This window comes from Ruthenibacterium intestinale (genome assembly GCF_040096265.1).
Taxonomy (GTDB): domain Bacteria; phylum Bacillota; class Clostridia; order Oscillospirales; family Ruminococcaceae; genus Ruthenibacterium; species Ruthenibacterium komagatae.
In genome coordinates, this window is record NZ_JBBMFA010000103.1 from 15,955 (window position 1) to 33,690 (window position 17,736).

General features: G+C 51.5%; 17 protein-coding genes and 2 pseudogenes. 3 read left to right on the forward strand and 16 right to left on the reverse strand.

The annotated features are described in order from the left end of the window. Window positions 1-114: 114 nt before the first annotated feature. From WMO24_RS12305 to WMO24_RS12320, 4 genes are all read right to left on the reverse strand, one after another. A complete protein-coding gene (locus WMO24_RS12305) occupies window positions 115-1,797 on the reverse strand; it encodes a DUF4091 domain-containing protein (RefSeq protein ID WP_349216716.1) in 1,683 nt (560 codons plus the stop codon). A gap of 90 nt (window positions 1,798-1,887) precedes the next feature. Further along, window positions 1,888-3,468, reverse strand: coding sequence for an ABC transporter substrate-binding protein (locus WMO24_RS12310; protein WP_349216717.1), 1,581 nt, complete (start codon window positions 3,466-3,468; stop codon window positions 1,888-1,890). Between the two features lie 56 nt (window positions 3,469-3,524). Next, window positions 3,525-4,439 carry a carbohydrate ABC transporter permease gene (locus WMO24_RS12315; protein ID WP_349216718.1) on the reverse strand — a complete coding sequence of 305 codons (915 nt, stop codon included), beginning with the start codon at window positions 4,437-4,439 and terminating at the stop codon, window positions 3,525-3,527. A 14-nt stretch (window positions 4,440-4,453) separates the two neighbouring features. Continuing rightward, window positions 4,454-5,380, reverse strand: a complete 927-nt coding sequence (locus WMO24_RS12320) for an ABC transporter permease (protein ID WP_349216719.1) — start codon at window positions 5,378-5,380, stop codon at window positions 4,454-4,456. 200 nt (window positions 5,381-5,580) lie between these two features. On the opposite strand from WMO24_RS12320, the gene WMO24_RS12325 reads away from it, so the two are divergent. After that, entirely contained in the window at window positions 5,581-6,690 is a 1,110-nt protein-coding gene (locus WMO24_RS12325; protein WP_349216720.1) for a response regulator transcription factor, read from the forward strand. Beyond that, window positions 6,680-8,476 (forward strand): cache domain-containing sensor histidine kinase, encoded by a 1,797-nt coding sequence (locus tag WMO24_RS12330; protein ID WP_349216721.1) that lies wholly within the window; start codon window positions 6,680-6,682, stop codon window positions 8,474-8,476. Before WMO24_RS12325 ends, WMO24_RS12330 begins: the two co-directional genes overlap by 11 nt. Before the next feature lie 495 nt (window positions 8,477-8,971). Here the strand turns inward: WMO24_RS12330 and WMO24_RS12335 are convergent, their stop codons facing one another. The 9 genes and pseudogenes from WMO24_RS12335 to WMO24_RS12375 form a co-directional block, all read right to left on the reverse strand. Then, the gene (locus WMO24_RS12335; protein ID WP_349216723.1) at window positions 8,972-10,126 is read right to left on the reverse strand and encodes a recombinase family protein; all 1,155 of its coding nucleotides are present in this window, start codon (window positions 10,124-10,126) and stop codon (window positions 8,972-8,974) included. After that, window positions 10,110-11,303: pseudogene (locus WMO24_RS12340) on the reverse strand (HAD-IC family P-type ATPase); the annotation flags it as partial. The pseudogene WMO24_RS12340 and the gene WMO24_RS12335, both read right to left, overlap by 17 nt. A 57-nt stretch (window positions 11,304-11,360) precedes the next feature. Next, window positions 11,361-11,633: a DUF6110 family protein gene (locus WMO24_RS12345; RefSeq protein WP_204659536.1), complete on the reverse strand. Its 273-nt coding sequence runs from the start codon at window positions 11,631-11,633 to the stop codon at window positions 11,361-11,363. Window positions 11,634-11,651: 18 nt separating this feature from the next. Beyond that, window positions 11,652-11,774: a DUF6219 family protein gene (locus WMO24_RS12350; RefSeq protein ID WP_349216725.1), complete on the reverse strand. Its 123-nt coding sequence runs from the start codon at window positions 11,772-11,774 to the stop codon at window positions 11,652-11,654. Window positions 11,775-11,804: 30 nt separating this feature from the next. Further along, on the reverse strand, window positions 11,805-12,725 hold the full coding sequence (locus tag WMO24_RS12355) for a helix-turn-helix domain-containing protein (protein WP_204659538.1): 921 nt from the start codon (window positions 12,723-12,725) through the stop codon (window positions 11,805-11,807). 42 nt (window positions 12,726-12,767) lie between these two features. Continuing rightward, window positions 12,768-13,133 carry an iron dependent repressor, metal binding and dimerization domain protein gene (locus WMO24_RS12360; RefSeq protein WP_204659540.1) on the reverse strand — a complete coding sequence of 122 codons (366 nt, stop codon included), beginning with the start codon at window positions 13,131-13,133 and terminating at the stop codon, window positions 12,768-12,770. 264 nt (window positions 13,134-13,397) lie between these two features. Beyond that, window positions 13,398-13,574, reverse strand: a complete 177-nt coding sequence (locus tag WMO24_RS12365) for a FeoB-associated Cys-rich membrane protein (protein WP_204659542.1) — start codon at window positions 13,572-13,574, stop codon at window positions 13,398-13,400. Next, window positions 13,574-15,577: a ferrous iron transporter B gene (feoB, locus tag WMO24_RS12370; protein ID WP_349216726.1), complete on the reverse strand. Its 2,004-nt coding sequence runs from the start codon at window positions 15,575-15,577 to the stop codon at window positions 13,574-13,576. The genes WMO24_RS12365 and feoB overlap by 1 nt, the downstream gene beginning before the upstream one ends. A gap of 114 nt (window positions 15,578-15,691) precedes the next feature. Continuing rightward, window positions 15,692-15,907, reverse strand: coding sequence for a FeoA family protein (locus WMO24_RS12375; protein WP_345941680.1), 216 nt, complete (start codon window positions 15,905-15,907; stop codon window positions 15,692-15,694). A gap of 226 nt (window positions 15,908-16,133) precedes the next feature. Between WMO24_RS12375 and WMO24_RS12380 the strand changes: the two genes are divergently transcribed. After that, window positions 16,134-16,517, forward strand: a complete 384-nt coding sequence (locus WMO24_RS12380; protein ID WP_349216727.1) for a metal-dependent transcriptional regulator — start codon at window positions 16,134-16,136, stop codon at window positions 16,515-16,517. A 75-nt stretch (window positions 16,518-16,592) separates the two neighbouring features. Here WMO24_RS12380 and WMO24_RS12385 read toward each other — a convergent pair. From WMO24_RS12385 to WMO24_RS12395, 3 genes and pseudogenes are all read right to left on the reverse strand, one after another. Further along, window positions 16,593-16,868 (reverse strand): annotated as a pseudogene (locus WMO24_RS12385) (flavodoxin domain-containing protein); the annotation flags it as partial. 224 nt (window positions 16,869-17,092) lie between these two features. Further along, window positions 17,093-17,245 (reverse strand): hypothetical protein, encoded by a 153-nt coding sequence (locus WMO24_RS12390; RefSeq protein WP_349216728.1) that lies wholly within the window; start codon window positions 17,243-17,245, stop codon window positions 17,093-17,095. Window positions 17,246-17,337: 92 nt separating this feature from the next. After that, window positions 17,338-17,736 (reverse strand): ATP-binding cassette domain-containing protein (locus WMO24_RS12395; protein WP_349216729.1); only part of this gene is annotated, 399 nt, incomplete at its 5' end.

Genomic DNA, 17,736 nt, shown 5'->3' on the forward strand with positions numbered 1-17,736 from the left:
CCAACAAAATGGACAGTGGCTTTTTTCACACAAAAACAAATTCCAGAAGCCGTTGTTCTAACGTCCTTACGTCAGCACCTCACGCAAGATCATTTTCAACTGTTTTTCTGTGATTCAATCGCTCTTTTCTGCATTGTCAGAGGTACCGGCCACTTCCGGCAGCGCCAGAACTGCCGTCCACAGCCGCGAAAAGAACGCTTTGTCCCGCGGATAATGTGTGAAGCTCATTTCTCCGCCGACCGCTCGCAGCAAATCCACCGTGCGCCTGCGCCCAATCCGGCTTTCGCACAGACGCAGCAGCCGCAGATCCTGCAGCGCTTCCTTGAGTACTTCTCCCCGGATGGATCCCCAGGCTGTACCATCCGGCCCCGGGTAAACCAGGAAAGCATCCCCCGAAGGAAAAGCTTCCCCGGCATCGGTCACCCGGAAGGGATCGATGTGCCGTACCGAGCGTTGTGAATTGTAAAAATTGAACCCCCAATGTAAAAACCCCTCAAGATCATAGCCGTAGAGCAGCGCACCCAAAATGCGGTTGCGTGCGCTGGGCATGGCAATAAAACGATTCGGCACCGCAACGGCCTGTACGGTGCAGTAATAGGTCCAAAGGCCGGTCACACCATGGTCTACAAATGTCTGAATGCAGTCATTGCAGACAACCGGCTTCTCTACAATTCCTTCCTGATAAATGTCATAGCTGCTCAGTGCATCGATCACATGGCACCCCTCCAGCAGGTCGGCCACCGTTGCCTTTGCGGCGGCGTAGGTGGCTTTCTCCTTGTCATGCGGTTCATCGGAAATATGGAACCACACGTGCGCAAGGCCTACCAGATCATCCAGTTCCTGCTTCAGGGCGGGGAGAAAAGCCCGCAGGAACCGGGTGTATTCACCGCCCACGGCCGGGGTATGCCAGCCAAAGCGTTTTTCCAGCCCGCTGGAGGTATGTACCATAATTTTGGGGGCAAATTCCGCGCCCCACTGGGTAAACAGATGCGCCACTTCGATTTCGGTGATTCCGTGGCTGCGCGCCATGTTCACCCAGCGCCGCAATCGGTCAAACCCGAAGCTCCACTGTCCGTCCGCGAGGAGCACGTCCACCAGCTGTACCGTGGTGCGCTCACCGCCCCTGACGGTGTCCAGCGGCGGGGTGAATACCGGGGTCAACAGCATATTGATGCCGTGCTCTGCAGCGCTGGCCATAAAATGATCCAGAATGCGCCAGTGCTCCTCGCTGAACACCGGCACCCGGTAATAGTCGGCCAGACAATCCGCGTGGAACCATTGGGTCTGCAAAAGCGTCTGCGGCGGCAACGCCTGCTGCAATATCTGCACCGACAGCGAAAACACCGCCAGCTGACAACCATCCGGGTCCACCAGTTCCAGTTCCATTGCAGCACAGCCCGGCTCCAGCAGCGAGGCATCCAGCGTCAGCCACAGGCTGCGCCACTGGGCCGGCACCGCCTTGAACGTTTCGTCCCATTCGGCGGGTCGCAGCAAATCCGGCAAAAGGCCCGGGCGAGTGGTGAGATAATTGTCATCCCAGGTGCCATGGCAAGGGTAATCGCAGGGCACCAGCTCCACCTGAAAAAGCCGCAGCGCGGCTCTGGCGGTACCGGTGCACCGCAGGCAAAAGGTTGTGGAAGTTTCTCCGAAATCATCATTTTGACAGGTGTAAGCCAGCTGGAAAGACCATTTCTGATTTTTCAAAAGCACAGGCACACCGGTTGACAGCTCCTCGGGCCGTCGGTCCGGCAGCACTTTTTCCAGGCTGTCGGTGAGAAGAAATTCATAGCTTGTCATAGAACATCTCCTGGTTTTGATCGTCCGGTGAAGCAAAGATAAAAGGGAGATGGCGGGATATGCCCGCCATCCCCCATAGGTTGATTTTTCTTATTCGGGATGGCTTTCCAGGAAGGCCTGTGCCTGTGTATGGAACGCTTCCTGCAGAACATCGACGCCGGCGGCATCCAGTTTTGCCTTCAGTTTTTCCACATCGCCAGCCGGATCGTCCGTAAAGCCAAGCTGCAGCAGTTTATAGTCGGAGTTATAGATCTCGCTGATTGCTGCCACCTCGTTTTTCACTTCGGAATCATCAAACACGAAGGTGATATAACGTCCACTGCGGGCGGTCTCCTTCCAGTTCTCCGTCAGTTCCTCGGAATTGGGAATTCCGCCTTCTACGGTACGCCAGAACTGATCGTTGCGCACGCCCCAGTTGCAGTTGCTGTCGTAGGCGTAGTTCGAGCTGTCCGGCAAAGACTTCAGGCCATGATCCCCCACAGCCTCCCAGTGCACGCCTTCAATGCCGTAGCAGAACAGGTTGTGGCAGATTTCGTCATTGCGCAGATAGTCCAGCGCCATCAATGCGCGTTCCGGGTTCTTGGACTTGGAGAAAATGCTCATGCCGTTGGCCAGATAGGACTGGATGGTCGCAGGAGCGCCGTTCATGGCGTCAAACACACGCACATCCCACTCGGGGTGTTCCGCCTGCAGCGTAGCGTACAAACTCTTGGCCGTATTGATGTTCATCACAGCCAGTGCGGACTTGCCCGCCTGGAAGCTCTCGGTATTGTTCTGCGTGTTGACAACGGCATTGCGGCTCCAGAAGCCCCGGTCGCGCCAGTCTTTCACGGTGTTCAGCGTATCCATGAAAATGTCTGCATCCAATGTGCTCATCACATTGGCTTCGGGATCGTTCTCCTGCACACAGGTGATCAGGTTGACCGGTGGCAGCACAGCATAATTGCCATCATCCCTGGCGTAAGACTTCACGTTCCACAGAAGGTCAAACACAAACTGGCGGTCATAATCAGAACCAACATCCAGCGGGATCATAGAGGGCTCGTTGTCCACAATCGCCTGCATATACTGCTCCGCACCTTCAAAGGTGTCCAGAGATTCGATGCCGTATTTGTCCATCAAATCGCCGCGGGCCATCCAGACATAAGCAGTCAGTTCCTGATAGTTCATGGGCAGCATATAGACCTTACCGTCCACCTTGGCCTGCTCCCAGGCTTCGGGATACATGCTTTCGGCCGTCATGGGCGCATAGGTTTCCAGCGCTTCGGGGGTGATCTCCCAGAAGCCCTGTTTGCTGGCTTGTGCATTGTAGAAGCACCAGTCCGCGGTAAAGATCATGTCCCAATCTTCGCCGGAAGCAAAAATCAGCGGATATTTCTGCTCGTACTCGCTCCAACTCATGTACTTCACGTCAATAGTTGCGTTGATTTCTTCTTTCAGGCGCTCGTTGATTTTTTCAAACACCTTATCATTGTCCACCGGACGGTCACCGATCAAGTACATGGTCAGCGTGACTTCTTCCGAGATATCCGGGCCGGACGTACCAGAGCCGGATGCGCCGGATGCCGGGGCTGTGGAACTGGACGCAGTTGTTCCTCCGCAGCCGGTGAATGCGCTCACGACCAGCACCAGGGCCAGAACGAGCGCCAACAGTTTCGCTGTTTTTTTCATGGTTTTTCCTCCTTATTGTCTGTATATTCACTGCGCCCGCGCGCAGTTTCTTCCCGTCAGCCTTTCACGGCGCCAATGGTGACGCCTTTGACAAAATATTTCTGTAAAAACGGATACAGAAGAATGATGGGGCCCGTGGCCACCACGGTCATCGCCAGTTTCATTGGCTCGCTGGGCACTTCGCTCATGGGCAGACCGCTGCGGGCAGCTGCCGCTGCAATGGCCTGTGACTTGGTCAAAATGTTGTTCAGGTAATACTGCAGCGGATACAAATCGCTGCGTCCTTCGTCCAGGAAGAGCATGGCGTCGTACCAGTCGTTCCAGTAATTCAGCGCAATGAACAGCCCCACCGTTGCAAGTCCCGCTTTGCACAATGGCATGGCCACGCGAAGATAAATGGTGAAATCTCCTGCGCCGTCCAGCCGTGCGGATTCATACAGCGCTTCCGGGATGCCGGCCATGTAACTTTTTAAAATCAGCAGATAGGTCACATTGATCAGGATCGGCATGATCAGCGCAATCAGACTGTTGTGAAAATGCAGATACTTGGTGTTGAAGATGTACCAGGGCACCAGACCGCCGCCAAAAATGGACGTGAAATAGAAGAAAAACGACACCTGATACCGATAGCGGAACGTGCTGCTGGCCAGCACATAGGCCGCCATGCTGGTAAAGAAAAGTCCCAAAAATGTGCCGGTGACTGTGACGAAAATCGTTACGCCGTAAGCGCGAAGCAGATCCTCGGGAATTTTGAACAGCGTTTTATACGCATCCAGCGAAAATGTCTCCGGAATCAGCTGGTAACCGTGGGTCAGAATGGACGTCTGATCGGAAAAAGAACCGCTGAGCACCAGAAGGAACGGAAGCAGACAGCACGCAGAAAGCACCGTCAGCACCACCACCGAAATCACGTCGAAGATGACGCGATCCCGCCCGATGGGCTTTTTGCCGATTTTGGTTTTGCTGGCCATAAGTCTGCCTCCTTTCAAAACAATGCGTAATCCGGCTCAACCTTTTTCACCAATTTGTTGGCAAGCAGTACCAACAGGAAGGAAAACGTCGACTGATATAAGCCCGCGGCACTGGTCATGCCGAACTCCTGCAGCTGCAGCAGAGAGCGCGTCACATAAGTATCGATCACATCGGTCACTTCCAACACCATGGGGTTGTTGCCGGTGACCTGCCAGAACATCTGGAAATCACCCTTCATAATGGTACCGATGGCCAGCAGGAACAAAATGACCACTGTGGGCCGAATGCCCGGCAGAGTGATGTGGCGGATCTTCTGCCACATGTTCGCGCCGTCCAGATCGGCCGCCTCGTACAGCTGACCGTCGATGTTCATGATGCTGGCCAGATACATCACCGTACCGTATCCGACATTTTTGAAAGCGCTCACTCCGATGAGAATGAAGGGCCAGACCGCCTCGTTGGAGTAAATATCCACCGGCTCAAGCCCCAGCGAACGCAGGAACGTGTTGACCGCGCCAAACTCGAAGTTGAACATGTTGTAGATAAAGGCTCCGACTACAACCCAGGAGATAAAATACGGAAAGAACATGACCGACTGAGTGATTCGCTTGAACCACTTGCCCGCCAGCTCGGAAAGAAGGATGGCGCAGGTGATCTGCAAAACCGTATTCACGCACAGAAAAGCCAGGTTGTACAGGATGGTATTCCGCGTGACGCTCCACGCCTTCCCCGACTGAAAAAAGTATTCAAAATTCTTGAACCCCACCCAAGGGCTGCCGAAAATTCCATCGTGGTAGTTGTATTCTTTGAAAGCCAGCACAATTCCGCCCATGGGAATGTAGCACATCAGGATCACCACAATGGCTGCTGGAAGCAGCATCAGCCATTTAATCCGGTTCTCTTTCAAATCCTGGAGAAAAGGATGTTTGCTCCGTTTCATCGCCCCGGCCTCCTTGCACTGTGTTTTTCTCCACTCACATCGTATCAGACCGGCTCTTTCAAAACAACGGGAGCCGATTATGATAGGTGGGAAAAATTATGGTATTTTAAGAATTTTTTATTTTTTGCATCAAAATCCATTGAATCGTTATAATTTTCAGTCTATATTATAGTAAGAATATACAAGAAAGAGGGGCTGGCATGCGCTTTTCCGTACTGATCGTAGATGATGAAAAAATGCCCCGGGAGATTCTTCGCAATTATGTTCCCTGGGAGAAATTGCAAGTAGACCGGGTGGAAGAGGCAGAGGACGGCGCCCAGGCTTTGGAGCTGGCCCGCCTTCACCGGCCGGACATTGTCATCAGCGATGTGAAGATGCCTCGCATGAACGGTCTGGAACTGGCCGGCGCCGTACGAGAGATCTACCCGGACTGCCAGTTTATCTTTCTCAGTGGCTACACCGACAAAGAATATCTCAAAGGCGCCATCAAACTGCGGGCCGCCAGTTATGTGGAAAAACCCATCGATCTTGAAGAATTGAGCACTGTGCTGCAGGAAGTGACGGCAGAACTGGAAAAGCGAAGTCTGCCGGATCCACAGCTGTTGTTCTACCGCGGGGAGAATGGAGATCTCTCCCAGCCGAACAACGGCCGGGTATACGTCTATGAAAAAGCGATTTTTACCGCATTGGGCAATCTGATCCGCCACAAATGCCGGCCGGAGGCACTTGCCCTCACAGCCCGCATTTACAGAGAGCTGCGTCAGTGCGAGGGCACGCCGCCGGAAGTGGTTCGCAATCTCTACTGCCAGATCGTATTCGCGCTTTTGGCCGCTGCGGAAAGCCGGAACATCACCGCCGTGACCGAACAGGGCGATTACCTGCTCTACACCGCCGCCAAACAGCCCACTTTGCTGCTGTTGTGGCAGGCGCTTACCGACGCCATGGAAACCTATTTTCAAGCAGCGGAAAGCAACGCGCAGGATCTGGTCACCCGCGTGGATGAATATCTGGCCGCGCATTTTTCAGACAACGAGCTCACCGTGCAGACCATGGCCTCGGATCTGGGATTCGTGCACACCTATCTTTGCAGCGCCTATAAAAAGAACAGCGGCCGCACCGTCAATCAGAAGCTGACCGAACTGCGAATGGAACGGGCCAAAAGTCTGCTGGCAGACCCCAGCCGCAAGCTGTACGAAGTCGCGCACGAAGTGGGCTATCTGGACGGAAAATATTTTGTAAAACTGTTCACCAAGGAAGTGGGCATCTCGCCCCGCCTTTACCGGGAGAATCTTTGCTGCCATGAAGAATAAACTGCGCGCCTGTTGGCGCAGCCTGTTGTTGGACGTGAGCCTTCGGGGCAAACTGCTGTGCATCTTTTTCCTGTTGCTAGTGCTTCCCCTGGGCGCTTTCACGCTTTACGCCTTTCATCGCATCAATACCGTCATTGAAGAGCAGACATTTTCTGCCTCGCAGAAGGCCTTTGAAGACACGCATACCGCTTTGGAGGATCTGTTCGGTCGCCTGGCGCAGGTGTCCGATATTCTGACCATGGACCCCACTCTCTACGCGCTCGCTTCCGGTGATGCAAATACCACCAGCTACATACAGCGCCTGGAGGATCGCAACCGAATCTCCACCACTTTCTTCTACCTGCGCTCCATGTCGGGGGTGGATCGCATCCGCCTATACGTGAACAACGACTACCTGTACACCAATTCCACAGATATCGTCTCGCTTCAGTCTGTAAGAGGCAGCCGTTGGCTGGAGCCTTTTCAAAACGGAAGTGTTGCGTGCTGGTTCGGCCCCTCAGATTTTTCCGATCAGCCCGAAAGCGAGCAGCAATGGTACTCACTGATGCGCCTGATTTATGATCCTAGCTCCGTACAGAAGCCGTTGGCGATCCTGCGGATCGACATCGCCGCCGACCGAGTGGACGCCGCCGTCAGCCGCAGCACCATCACCCAAAACGGAGCCGTTCTTTTGCTGGACGACGGGCAGATCCTCACATCCTCCTCCCCGGACAGAGCAGAACAGCTCAGTGGTTCTCTGCCGGCCGCCTTTTCGGATGGCTGGACGGAAGTGAACACCTCGCTGGGTCGTTTTCATGTCCAGTCAATGATCTTGGAGGACTGCGGCTGGACCCTGGCCGCCGCCCTTCCGCGGGATGACATCTTTCGAACCAGTCGCGAACTGCGTCTGGAAATGCTGGTGGTAGTGCTTTTGCTCACGGCCGCAGCGTATTTCTTGGCGTATCGGCTCAGTCATTCCATTGCGCGCCGACTTTACCGCCTGAATGACACCATGCACGCGGTGGAGCACGGGGATGTTTCCGCCCGGGTAGAGCCTCAGGGCCGTGACGAAATCGGCCAGCTGATGCGCAGCTTCAGCAATATGATGACCCGCATCGACACGCTCATGGACGAAAAACTGGAACAGGGCCAGCAGATCAAAGCGCTGGAACTGAAAGCGCTTCAGGCTCAGATCAATCCGCATTTTCTGTACAATTCGCTGGATCTGATCAACTGCACCGCCATCGCCTCCAACGTCCCTCAAATCAGCCGAATGGTCAATGCGTTGGCCCGGTTTTATCGACTGTCGCTTAGCCGCGGCAGGGAGGTCATTCCACTTTCGGACGAACTCAAGCATGCGCAGCTCTATGTGGAAATTCAGAATATGCGGTTTGAAAACCGGGTGCAGGTAAAATGGGAAATCGAACGCGGAGTGGAACAATGTTCCATCATCAAAATCGTTTTGCAACCCATCATCGAAAACGCAGTGATTCACGGCATCTTTGAACGGGAAGACAAAACCGGTTGTCTGCGCATCGCCGCCCACCGCCAGCAGGACGATTTAATCATCACCGTGGAAGACAACGGTGTGGGCATGGATGAGGCCACCCGGGTGGCGAACTTTTCGGCTGATGCTTCCAGTGCCAACACCAAAGGCGGCTATGGGGTTCGCAATATCAACGCACGGCTTCACCTGGCCTATGGGCCGGAGTACGGTCTTTTCTGCGAAAGCGAAATCGGCCACGGCACATGTGTGACCATTCGCATTCCAGCGCAGACGTGTCCGTCACCTGATTCCGAGCATTGAGCCTTGGGCAGCAGGCGCAGTGCACAAATCTCATAACTTCAGCGCCCCATAACATAAAAGTGCCCATGCCATTGTGGCATGGGCGCTTTTGGTTCGGTATTGTATCAGGGCCTCTCTCACCTTTTCAACAAGCATACAGATGAATAACTCTGCCTATCATCAACCCGGTAAATCCCGCAACGGTAGTCTGTCACAGTCTGCGAACCCAAAAAGCACAATGAATAGGTGGTGCTATTCATCACTTAAAAAACAGATCCAATTGTAGGAAAGACAACCCCGACAAAAAGTTGTCAGAGCTATTACTGATTTCAGTTGTAGGACATCTAAAAGCATCAACATCTGATAACAAAAAAACCACTGTCCAACTAGACAGTGGTTTTCTGGTGCACCTCCAGGGACTCGAACCCTGGGCCCGCTGATTAAGAGTCAGCTGCTCTACCACCTGTTACGACCACACTTAGCTCAGGGCAGCTATTCAGCTGTTTTTGCGTGGAATTAAGCCACATTTCCGTCTGTGGTGTTTCTTAGAGAATTTTCGCTGTTTTCTTCTGTCTGGCACAGTTCCAGGAACTGCTTGTAGGTCAGTTTCACATGGACGGTCACCTGATAACCTTTGCCCACTTCCACCTTTTCCAGCAGTTCGTTCAGAATCATCCGCTTGCGGGCAAGGGGCGCCAGTTCAAATTCCTCGGCCCAGCCGCAGAACTGTCGGTAGCACTCCTTGATCTTCTGCGCGAGTTCACGGTCATCTTCCGCTTCCTGCAGCACTTTTGCGTACTCCTGTCGCGCAGCCCGCAGCTCTGCTTCCGCCTTGGCGATCAGGCGAGCCAGCATTTCCTGTGAGAATCCGCTTTCGCCATCGAGGCATCGCAGCACTTCTGCTTCGTATCTCTCCAGCGCATGTTCGCAGTCCTGCAACTTCTTTTCCAAGGTTGCCTTCTGCTTACGCTTGTCCTGATATTCCTGCCGAATCTTCTGTTCCAGCAGCTTATCCCGGGGCGCACATCGGATGGAAGAGAAGAGTTCCCGCACTACTTCCAGCACGATCCCGTCCACACGATCTGCCAAGTACAGCGCCTGACCGTCGCAATCCCGAAGTTTCTGCGCCCTCTGATAGCAGTTGTACTTGGGCTTCAGGGATTCTTTCACTGTGCCATCCCTCAGCTTATAGCGGTCGTGATGCATGAATCCGGACATCTTGGCGCCACAGTGTGCGCAGTAGACGAGCCCGGCCAGCAAGGTATTGTTATCCGACTTGTGAGCCACCTTGCGCGCCTCAGCATTTGAGGTACATCTCATATCCACCATCTTGTTGGCCTTTTGGAACAACTCCGGGCTTATGATCTCCAGTTCCGGCAGATGCTGTGATTTGACGCTGCGGGTGACAATGTACCCGAGATATCCTTCATGGCGCAAGATCCGCAGTACATGGACCGGGGTAAATTTCACTCCACTATGGGTACGCAGCCCTCGGTTATTCAGCATCTCTGCCATTGCGTAGGCGCTTTTTCCTTCAAAGGCTGCCAGTTCAAACAGCTCCTGCACGATAGGGGCTTCCTCGGGGGCGACTTCAAGATCCTTTACAGGCTGCCCTTTTTTGTTCACTCGTCCCTTATGCACCGCCCGATAGCCATACCCGGGGACAAGCATGTGTAAGGGTACCTGTTTTATCGAAAACAACGGTATCTGCCGCAGCTACCGCCTCCAGGAATTTTCCCCCCTTGACTGTAACATGCGCCTTTCCGGCCTCCCGCATAGCCGAGAGTACTGCCAAAGGCATCGCCAATTTCAGTGCGCAGGAAAAGTCCACCATCAGAACCGATAAAGCCCGTGCCACGTTGCGCGTCAACGCAAAGCTCAACAAACTGCCTACAAAAGTATACGGAACCAGCTTATCCGCCAAGTGAGCAGCCTTGCTTTCCGCCGCCGACTTCATCTGCTCCGATTGTTCAATCATATGTACGATTTGATCGTAGCGGCTTTGCCCGGATGCCTGTTTTACTTCCAGGACACATTCGCCTTCCTCTACTACGGTACCCGCATAAACGGTACTGTTAGGCCGTTTGATCGCAGGTATAGACTCTCCTGTAAGAGACGCCTGATTGACAGTTGCTTCACCTTCCAATACGATACCATCCATAGGGATGACACTACCGGCACGCACAATGACTGCGTCTCCTGGCTGGACTTGGGAAACCGGAACCAGTACTTCTCCCTGCTCGGTACGAAGCCAAACCCGATCTATATTGAGCGACATACAGCGAGCCAGATCTTCCATTGACTTTTTTCGAGTCCACTCTTCAAGCAGTTCCCCTACTTCAAGCAGGAACGTAACCGCTCCAGCGGTGCCAAAATCGCCTCGGCAGGCAGAGATCGAAATAGATAGAGCATCCAGCAGATCCACTTTTATTCTCCGGCGCAACAGGCAGCGTAACCCCCGCCTGACAAAGGGAACCATATGCCAAAGAATACGGGCAATTCTTAAAGGGGGCGGCAAAAACAGCGTGCAGGCTGCCTTCAGCATAATTTTACCCACCAATTTTTCTTCAAATTCCCGGTTCAAGGCACGGCTGCTATGCGCCGGCAAATTCACATTTTTCTCTGCTTCTTTCCAGGAAAAGCGGCGAAAATCATCCAATACTGCTCGTCTGTCTCCGCTATAATACGCAATTACAGTACATGTGCGTTCATGGACAGTAATCTGTTGTGCCCAGTTTCTACTCTGCAACCATGCTTCCAATTGGTCCGCCTGTTCCAAAGTCATTCGTCTTTGCTTTAGTCTAATTCGGATGCGGCCATGACTCTCGTGCAGAATCGTTGCGTTCATGAATTATCCTCCTTCACGGAAAAAGGGAGCCGCGTAGGGCGGCTCCCTCTGCTGATGTCAGGCTTCCACGTCTTCCACCTTGGCTGCCTCACTCTCCTCAGCTTCCTTAGCGGCCCGCTCTTCATTGAGTTCTTTGGCAGAGGCGAGAACGTCAGCTGCATTCTCCTGCACATTTGTAACCGTTTCCATCACGGAATCTTTCATGCGCAAACCGGCTGCAGTTGCATGCACATATACCTTTTTAGCGTCTTTGCTGGACAGAAGTTTGATACCAAAAGACCCGAACAACGTGCCTCCTACAAAACAAGCCAGTTTAGAATAAACACTCATTTTAATACTCCCTTTCTGTTATTTCCGCTTATAGCCCGTGACCATGACCATGATCATGCAGATTACCGCACCCCAGGCCCAAAAACGATGTTGTTTCACCGCGATCACTCCTTTTGCATCAAGATATTGTTGAGCGTCCAATCATTATACCCAACTCTTCTTTGGCTGTCATTATCGAAACGGACACCGCATTATTGTTTTTGACATTTTTTTGAAACGTCCTGGTGTAACACCGTACTGTCTTTTAAAAACCGCGCTGAATTGACTCACACCCTCGTATCCGACTTCTTGCGCAATTTGGTAAATGGGATAATCCGTGCTACGAATCAAATCTTCAGCTCGCCGCATACGCAGTTCAATTAGCCGGCGATGTATGGATGTTCCATACATTCGACGGAATTCTGCTTTCAGGTAGGTGGGTGAGACCGAAAGTGTTCTGCTCAATTGAGTTATCGTAATTTTTTCAGACAAATGCTCTTCCATATACTTTTGGGCATCCAATACACTTTGGCACATCCGCCCCCCTTCTTTAATCAGAGAGTTATATTCCACCCCATAGTCTCTTGTATTCAAAACGTATAATAGTTCCAGCGATTTCAAAAGGCAATATTTCCTGCCCTCATCGGCTGGAAGAAAGGCCAACTGCTCAAACAAAGATTGCGTCCAACCGTTGCTCACCAGCACCATTCCCCCTGGCCATTCATCCATCTTGGATTTAAATAGTTTCAAATCCAGTCCCAAAATGTCACAGAACAAAAATGGATTATCTTCAATCTGGTGAGTATCGATTGATACCAAAACCCCTCGCATATTTTCGCCGATACTGAAAGAGGTCTGTTCTGCTGTACCGCCCAGGATCAAGACGCTTCCTTTTGTCACTCGACATTGATCGGTATCCCCTCGCTGTGCAATGATTTCACCTTCAACGCAAAAAAACATTTCAATCAGTTGCGACGTCTGCTCCGTAGGGAATGGATTCACAGCCTCATTGACCGGCCCTATCCATTCAAACTGGCAGATGCAAATTCCGGGTATATCATTGTGCCATGTTGCTTTTGTCAGGATTTCATTCTTTAACCACTCTATCAGCACATCCAGCCCTCATTCCCAAACAAGTGTAAAGTTCCCCGCTACTTACTTTGGATTGCTAAGCAGTGATTGCAGAGCCTGAAAACTTTCTTCTCCCAGTGCATGTTCCATTTTGCAAGCATCTATTGAAGCAATTCTCTCATCAACCCCAAGCGTTATCAGTAATTCATATAACACCCGATGCCTGGCTTCCACTTCCCGTGCCAGTTTTAATCCCTGCTCAGTCAAGTGAATATTTTTAATATCATCTTGATATACAAGGCCCTCTTCCGAAAGAGCCTTGATCGACACCGATACCGTGGGGCGGGACACAGATAGCCGCTCAGCTAATCGACAACAGCGAACCTCTCCCTTTTGTGACAGTTGGTAAATCATTTTCACATAGTCTTCTGTGATGCGTTTGGTTTTCACAAAGACATCCCATCCTTCAGCCCTTTAATAAAAGCAGCAAGATTCGTCTCAAGCCCGAAAGGTTAGCAAACGCTAACAGCGAAGCAAAAAGCAAGCGGTTAGCGTAATCTAACCATTTATATAGTATCAGTCGCACCGATTACTGTCAATATGCAATTATGTATTTTTTGCCCAGTTATGCCCGCTCAGAAGCACTAGGCATTGTACAATTTCCAAAAAACTGCGGCTCTCCTATTGGGAGAACCGCAGTTATATTTGCTTGTACTATTTATGCTTGTGTTCGCTGCAACTACAGTGGGCGTCACCTTTTTTGGCATTGCATCCAGAGCAACCATCGGGACACCCGATGCATTTCTTGCCACTTTTTTTTGCTTTATATACATAGAAAGCAGCAGCAGCCACAATCGCCAAAATAATGGCAATCACAATGTAGTCAATCATTACGCATTCGCCCCGCTCAGCGCGTACTCGCGCTTCAGATCTTTATCCGCTTTCAGGCACAGGTAAACCAGCACAGCAACAAAAGCACCCACTGCAATCAGACCGGGAACAAAACCCGCGCCAACCGAGCCGGTGGTAACCAGGGTTCCGATCTGATAGACCAGATAGCCGACTGTATAACCAGTGCCCATCTGGAGACCAATTCCAGCCCACAGCCACTTGGCACTCTTCATCTCGCTGTTCATAGCACCGATGGCAGCAAAGCACGGAGGAGTATAGAGGTTAAACATCAGATAGGCCAGAGCAGCCACCTTGGTAATGGCGATGACACCTGCCACCTCAGCGCCGGCGCCTTCCATCATTTCCAGCGCATCGGTGTCAATGAGGTTCTCAAGACCCACAAAGCAGACAGCCAGAGTACCCACCACGTTTTCCTTGGCGATGAAGCCGGTGACAGCGGCGGCGGCCAGCTGCCAGCTGAGGACGCCAACAATGGGAATCAGCAGATAGGCAAAGGGATGGGCAATGGAGGCCAAAATGGAGCTATCGGCAGTTTCGGCCACAGCAAAACTCCAGTTGAAGGTCTGCATGATCTGCACAGCGGTGTTGCACAGCAGAATGATGGTGGCGGCCTTTACGATATAGGCCCAGCCCCGGGCACACATAGCTTTCAGGGCAAAGAGCAGAGAGGGAACTTTATACTCGGGCAGTTCGATGATGAAGAAAGACTTGCGGTTCTTGTAACCGGCAATTTTGTTGACCAGCAGAGCGCCCAGGAAAATCAGAACGATACCGGTGAAGTACATGGTAAAACTCACCCAGCCCGCATCATCAAAGAATGCGCCGGCAAAAAGGGCGATCACGGGGATCTTTGCGCCGCAGGGCATGAAAGGAGTCAGCATAGCGGTAGCACGACGCTCACGCTCGTTGCGGATGGTACGGCTAGCCATAACGCCGGGGATCGCACAACCAGTGCCGATAACAAAGGGAATGACCGATTTGCCGGAAAGACCTACCTTTTTGAAGATGGGATCCAGAACCACCGAAACGCGGGACATATAGCCGCAGTCCTCCAGCAGCGCGATCAGGAAATACATGATCATAACCAGAGGCAGGAAGCCCACGACAGCGCCCACACCGCCAATGATGCCGTCGGCCAATAGAGCGGTCAGCAGCGGGTTGGCATCGGCCAAGCTGTCCGCCACAAAGCCCTGGAAGGTCTCGATCCAGGCCACCAGGGTGTCTGCAATAAACGGCCCCACCCAGACCTGAGAAATCTGAAACACCAGGAACATGACCGCAGCAAAGATGGGAATACCGGCAAACTTATTGGTGAGGACAGCGTCGATGGCATCCCCGGTTCCCTTCTCGCGGGTAAGTACCTTCCGCTTTTCCACTTGCGAGACCAGCTGGTTGACAAAGGTGAAGCGCTTGCGGTCTGCTTCTTCCACGACCTTCTTATCGGTCAGGTCGATATTACCCTGGCTGTATGGAGCTTTCTGGCCCTTGCCGTTGAGAGCCGCTGCAGCCTCTACCACCGCCTTCAATCCCTCGGCGGCTGTGGACACGGTTTCCAGCACTGGACATCCCAGCTTTGCAGAGAGGGCTGCCGTATCAATCTTAGTCTGCTTCTTGACGTTGATATCGCTCTTGTTCAGCGCGACTACAACCGGAATGCCCAGCTCCAGCAGCTGAGTCGTGAAAAACAGGCTGCGGCTCAAGTTCGTGGCATCCACAATATTGATAATAACATCCGGATGCTCGTTCCGCACATAAGAACTGGTAATACTCTCTTCAGAAGTAAAGGGCGACATGGAGTAGGCACCGGGCAGATCCACCGCAATCAGTTCTTCGGTACCGCTGAAATACGCTTTCTTGATGGGATGTTCCTTCTTTTCTACCGTAACACCAGCCCAGTTGCCCACCTTTTCATTTCGCCCAGTCAGAGCGTTGTACATGGTGGTCTTGCCGGAGTTCGGGTTGCCGGTCAAGGCAATACGCATGGTAAGTTCCTCCTCTATTCTGTTTTCGCTGTTTTATTACAACACACCGCGGTTGCCTTACGCTAACCGATGTGTGCAGTAAACCTTTATCTTTTTATGCAAGGCGAGGCAAAATCAAATTAGAATTGCCTCAGCCAGCTGATTATCGATATTGTAGCGACCGTCTTTAATGGAAACGACGCAACCACCTTTCAAGTGAGAAACCACGGTGATCGGCTCTCCTGCATAGCACCCAAGAGAAAACAAAAAGGCATTCAATTCCTCGTCATCCGTATCAATTTTCTGGACAAGATATTCTTTTCCTTCCAAGGCATCTTTCAAAGTCATCATGTTCACCCGTCATAAATATATCAGTTAGCATAAAACAACCGTCAGGCCGTAAAAAACGGTTAGCAAGCTCTAACCGTAGCGTCAAAATAATACACCATCTCTCGTTTGTTGTCAAGCCCAAATAGAGAAACAAATATCGATCATCAAAAATCGTTAATCAATTTGAAACTATACCACTAACTGTGATATAATAAGAAAATTAAATTAGTATAGTGTGGAGGTAGCCATGTCGATTCATGAATCTGGCCAGATGTATCTGGAAACGATTTATATCCTTTCCCAGACAAAAAGCTATGTGCGTGCCATTGATGTCGGGGAGCATTTGGGATATTCTAAACCCAGTGTCAGCCGGGCTATGTCCATCCTGAAAAAAAACGGCTACGTTCTGGTAGATTCTGACGGTGCGATCACATTGACGGAAAGCGGTATGGAGATTGCTCAAACCATGTACACGCGTCATACCGTTCTTTCCGAGATGCTGATGCGCTTGGGCGTGGATGAAAAAACAGCAACGGAAGATGCGTGTAGAATCGAACATGTAATCAGCGCGGCATCCTTTTCTGCAATTCAGCAACACGTGAAGCAATCTTTGGGAAAAATTGATGATTGAAACAGATCATGGTAGATTTATGAATTTAATAAAACTTACCGGCACCATTCGATAGAATGAAGCAGTAAAAGAAACTCAGATAAGGGATGCCCCCAGTTCGCGGCACGCTGACAGCGCATCATCATCCGGAGTTTCATTGCAAATCACGCTGTCGCACACCAGATTGGCTCCATCTTCGTTGCATCGAGACTCCCAGTTGCGCATCCATTCGCCGTCGCCCCAACCGTAGGAACCAAACAGAGCGATATTCTTTCCGCGAATCTCCCCTTCACAATCAGAGAACATCGGCTCGAATTCGCTTTCCTCAAGCTGTTCTGCCCCCATAGAGGGGCACCCGAACGCAACAGCATCAATTGATGTGATTATATATCGCAAGGATAAATTTGTCAAGTAAACCTGTTTGGAAAACACGATCTAATTTTCACACCGCATTGCCCTCCTGATGCCAAACTTCGTATGTCTAAAATGCAGCGAGCATTTGAATATTTTGTTGTATTTACTTCGGGAAAACCGTAAGCAATATAGATGCCGTCACGTGTTTTGCGTGACGGCACAAGCGCGATGGATCAGATGTTTCACTTGTTCAAACTATGGATAATACAGGCTATGCCTGAAATCACTGCAAATAGAATCATCCCGCCAATAGCATTGTTCATCGCTGCCCCAAAAAACATTCCTGCAATGCTGGCCACCACCATAATTATGATGGAAGCAACGGTTCTCATCATGCAAAAGCCCTCCTCTTTTGAATTCAGAATACGTTACGAAAAAGTATAGAGCGAACAATGGAAAAAGTAAAGAACGGCGTTTAGGCAAGCCGTTAAATCATACACCAACCCTCTGCCTGCTCACGGATTGTAATAAAACGGCGATAAAGACCGTCCTGCTGGATAAGCTGCCGGTGCGTCCCTTTCTGAACTACCTGCCCCTTATCTATCACTAAAATCTGATCGGCGTGTTCAATTGTAGCCAGGCGGTGGGCGATGACGATAACCGTTTTTCCAATGGTCAACTCGCTGATGGCCTGCTGAATCAGGTGTTCGTTTTCGGGGTCAATGCTTGCGGTTGCCTCGTCAAGAATGACAATATTGGCATTTTTCAAGATGGCGCGGGCGATGGAAATACGCTGCTTTTCGCCGCCGGGTAGTGTCAAGTATTTTTCGCAAAATGGTTTGCAGGCCCTGGCATGAGAGAAGTCAGCCAGCAATGGAGGCATCCT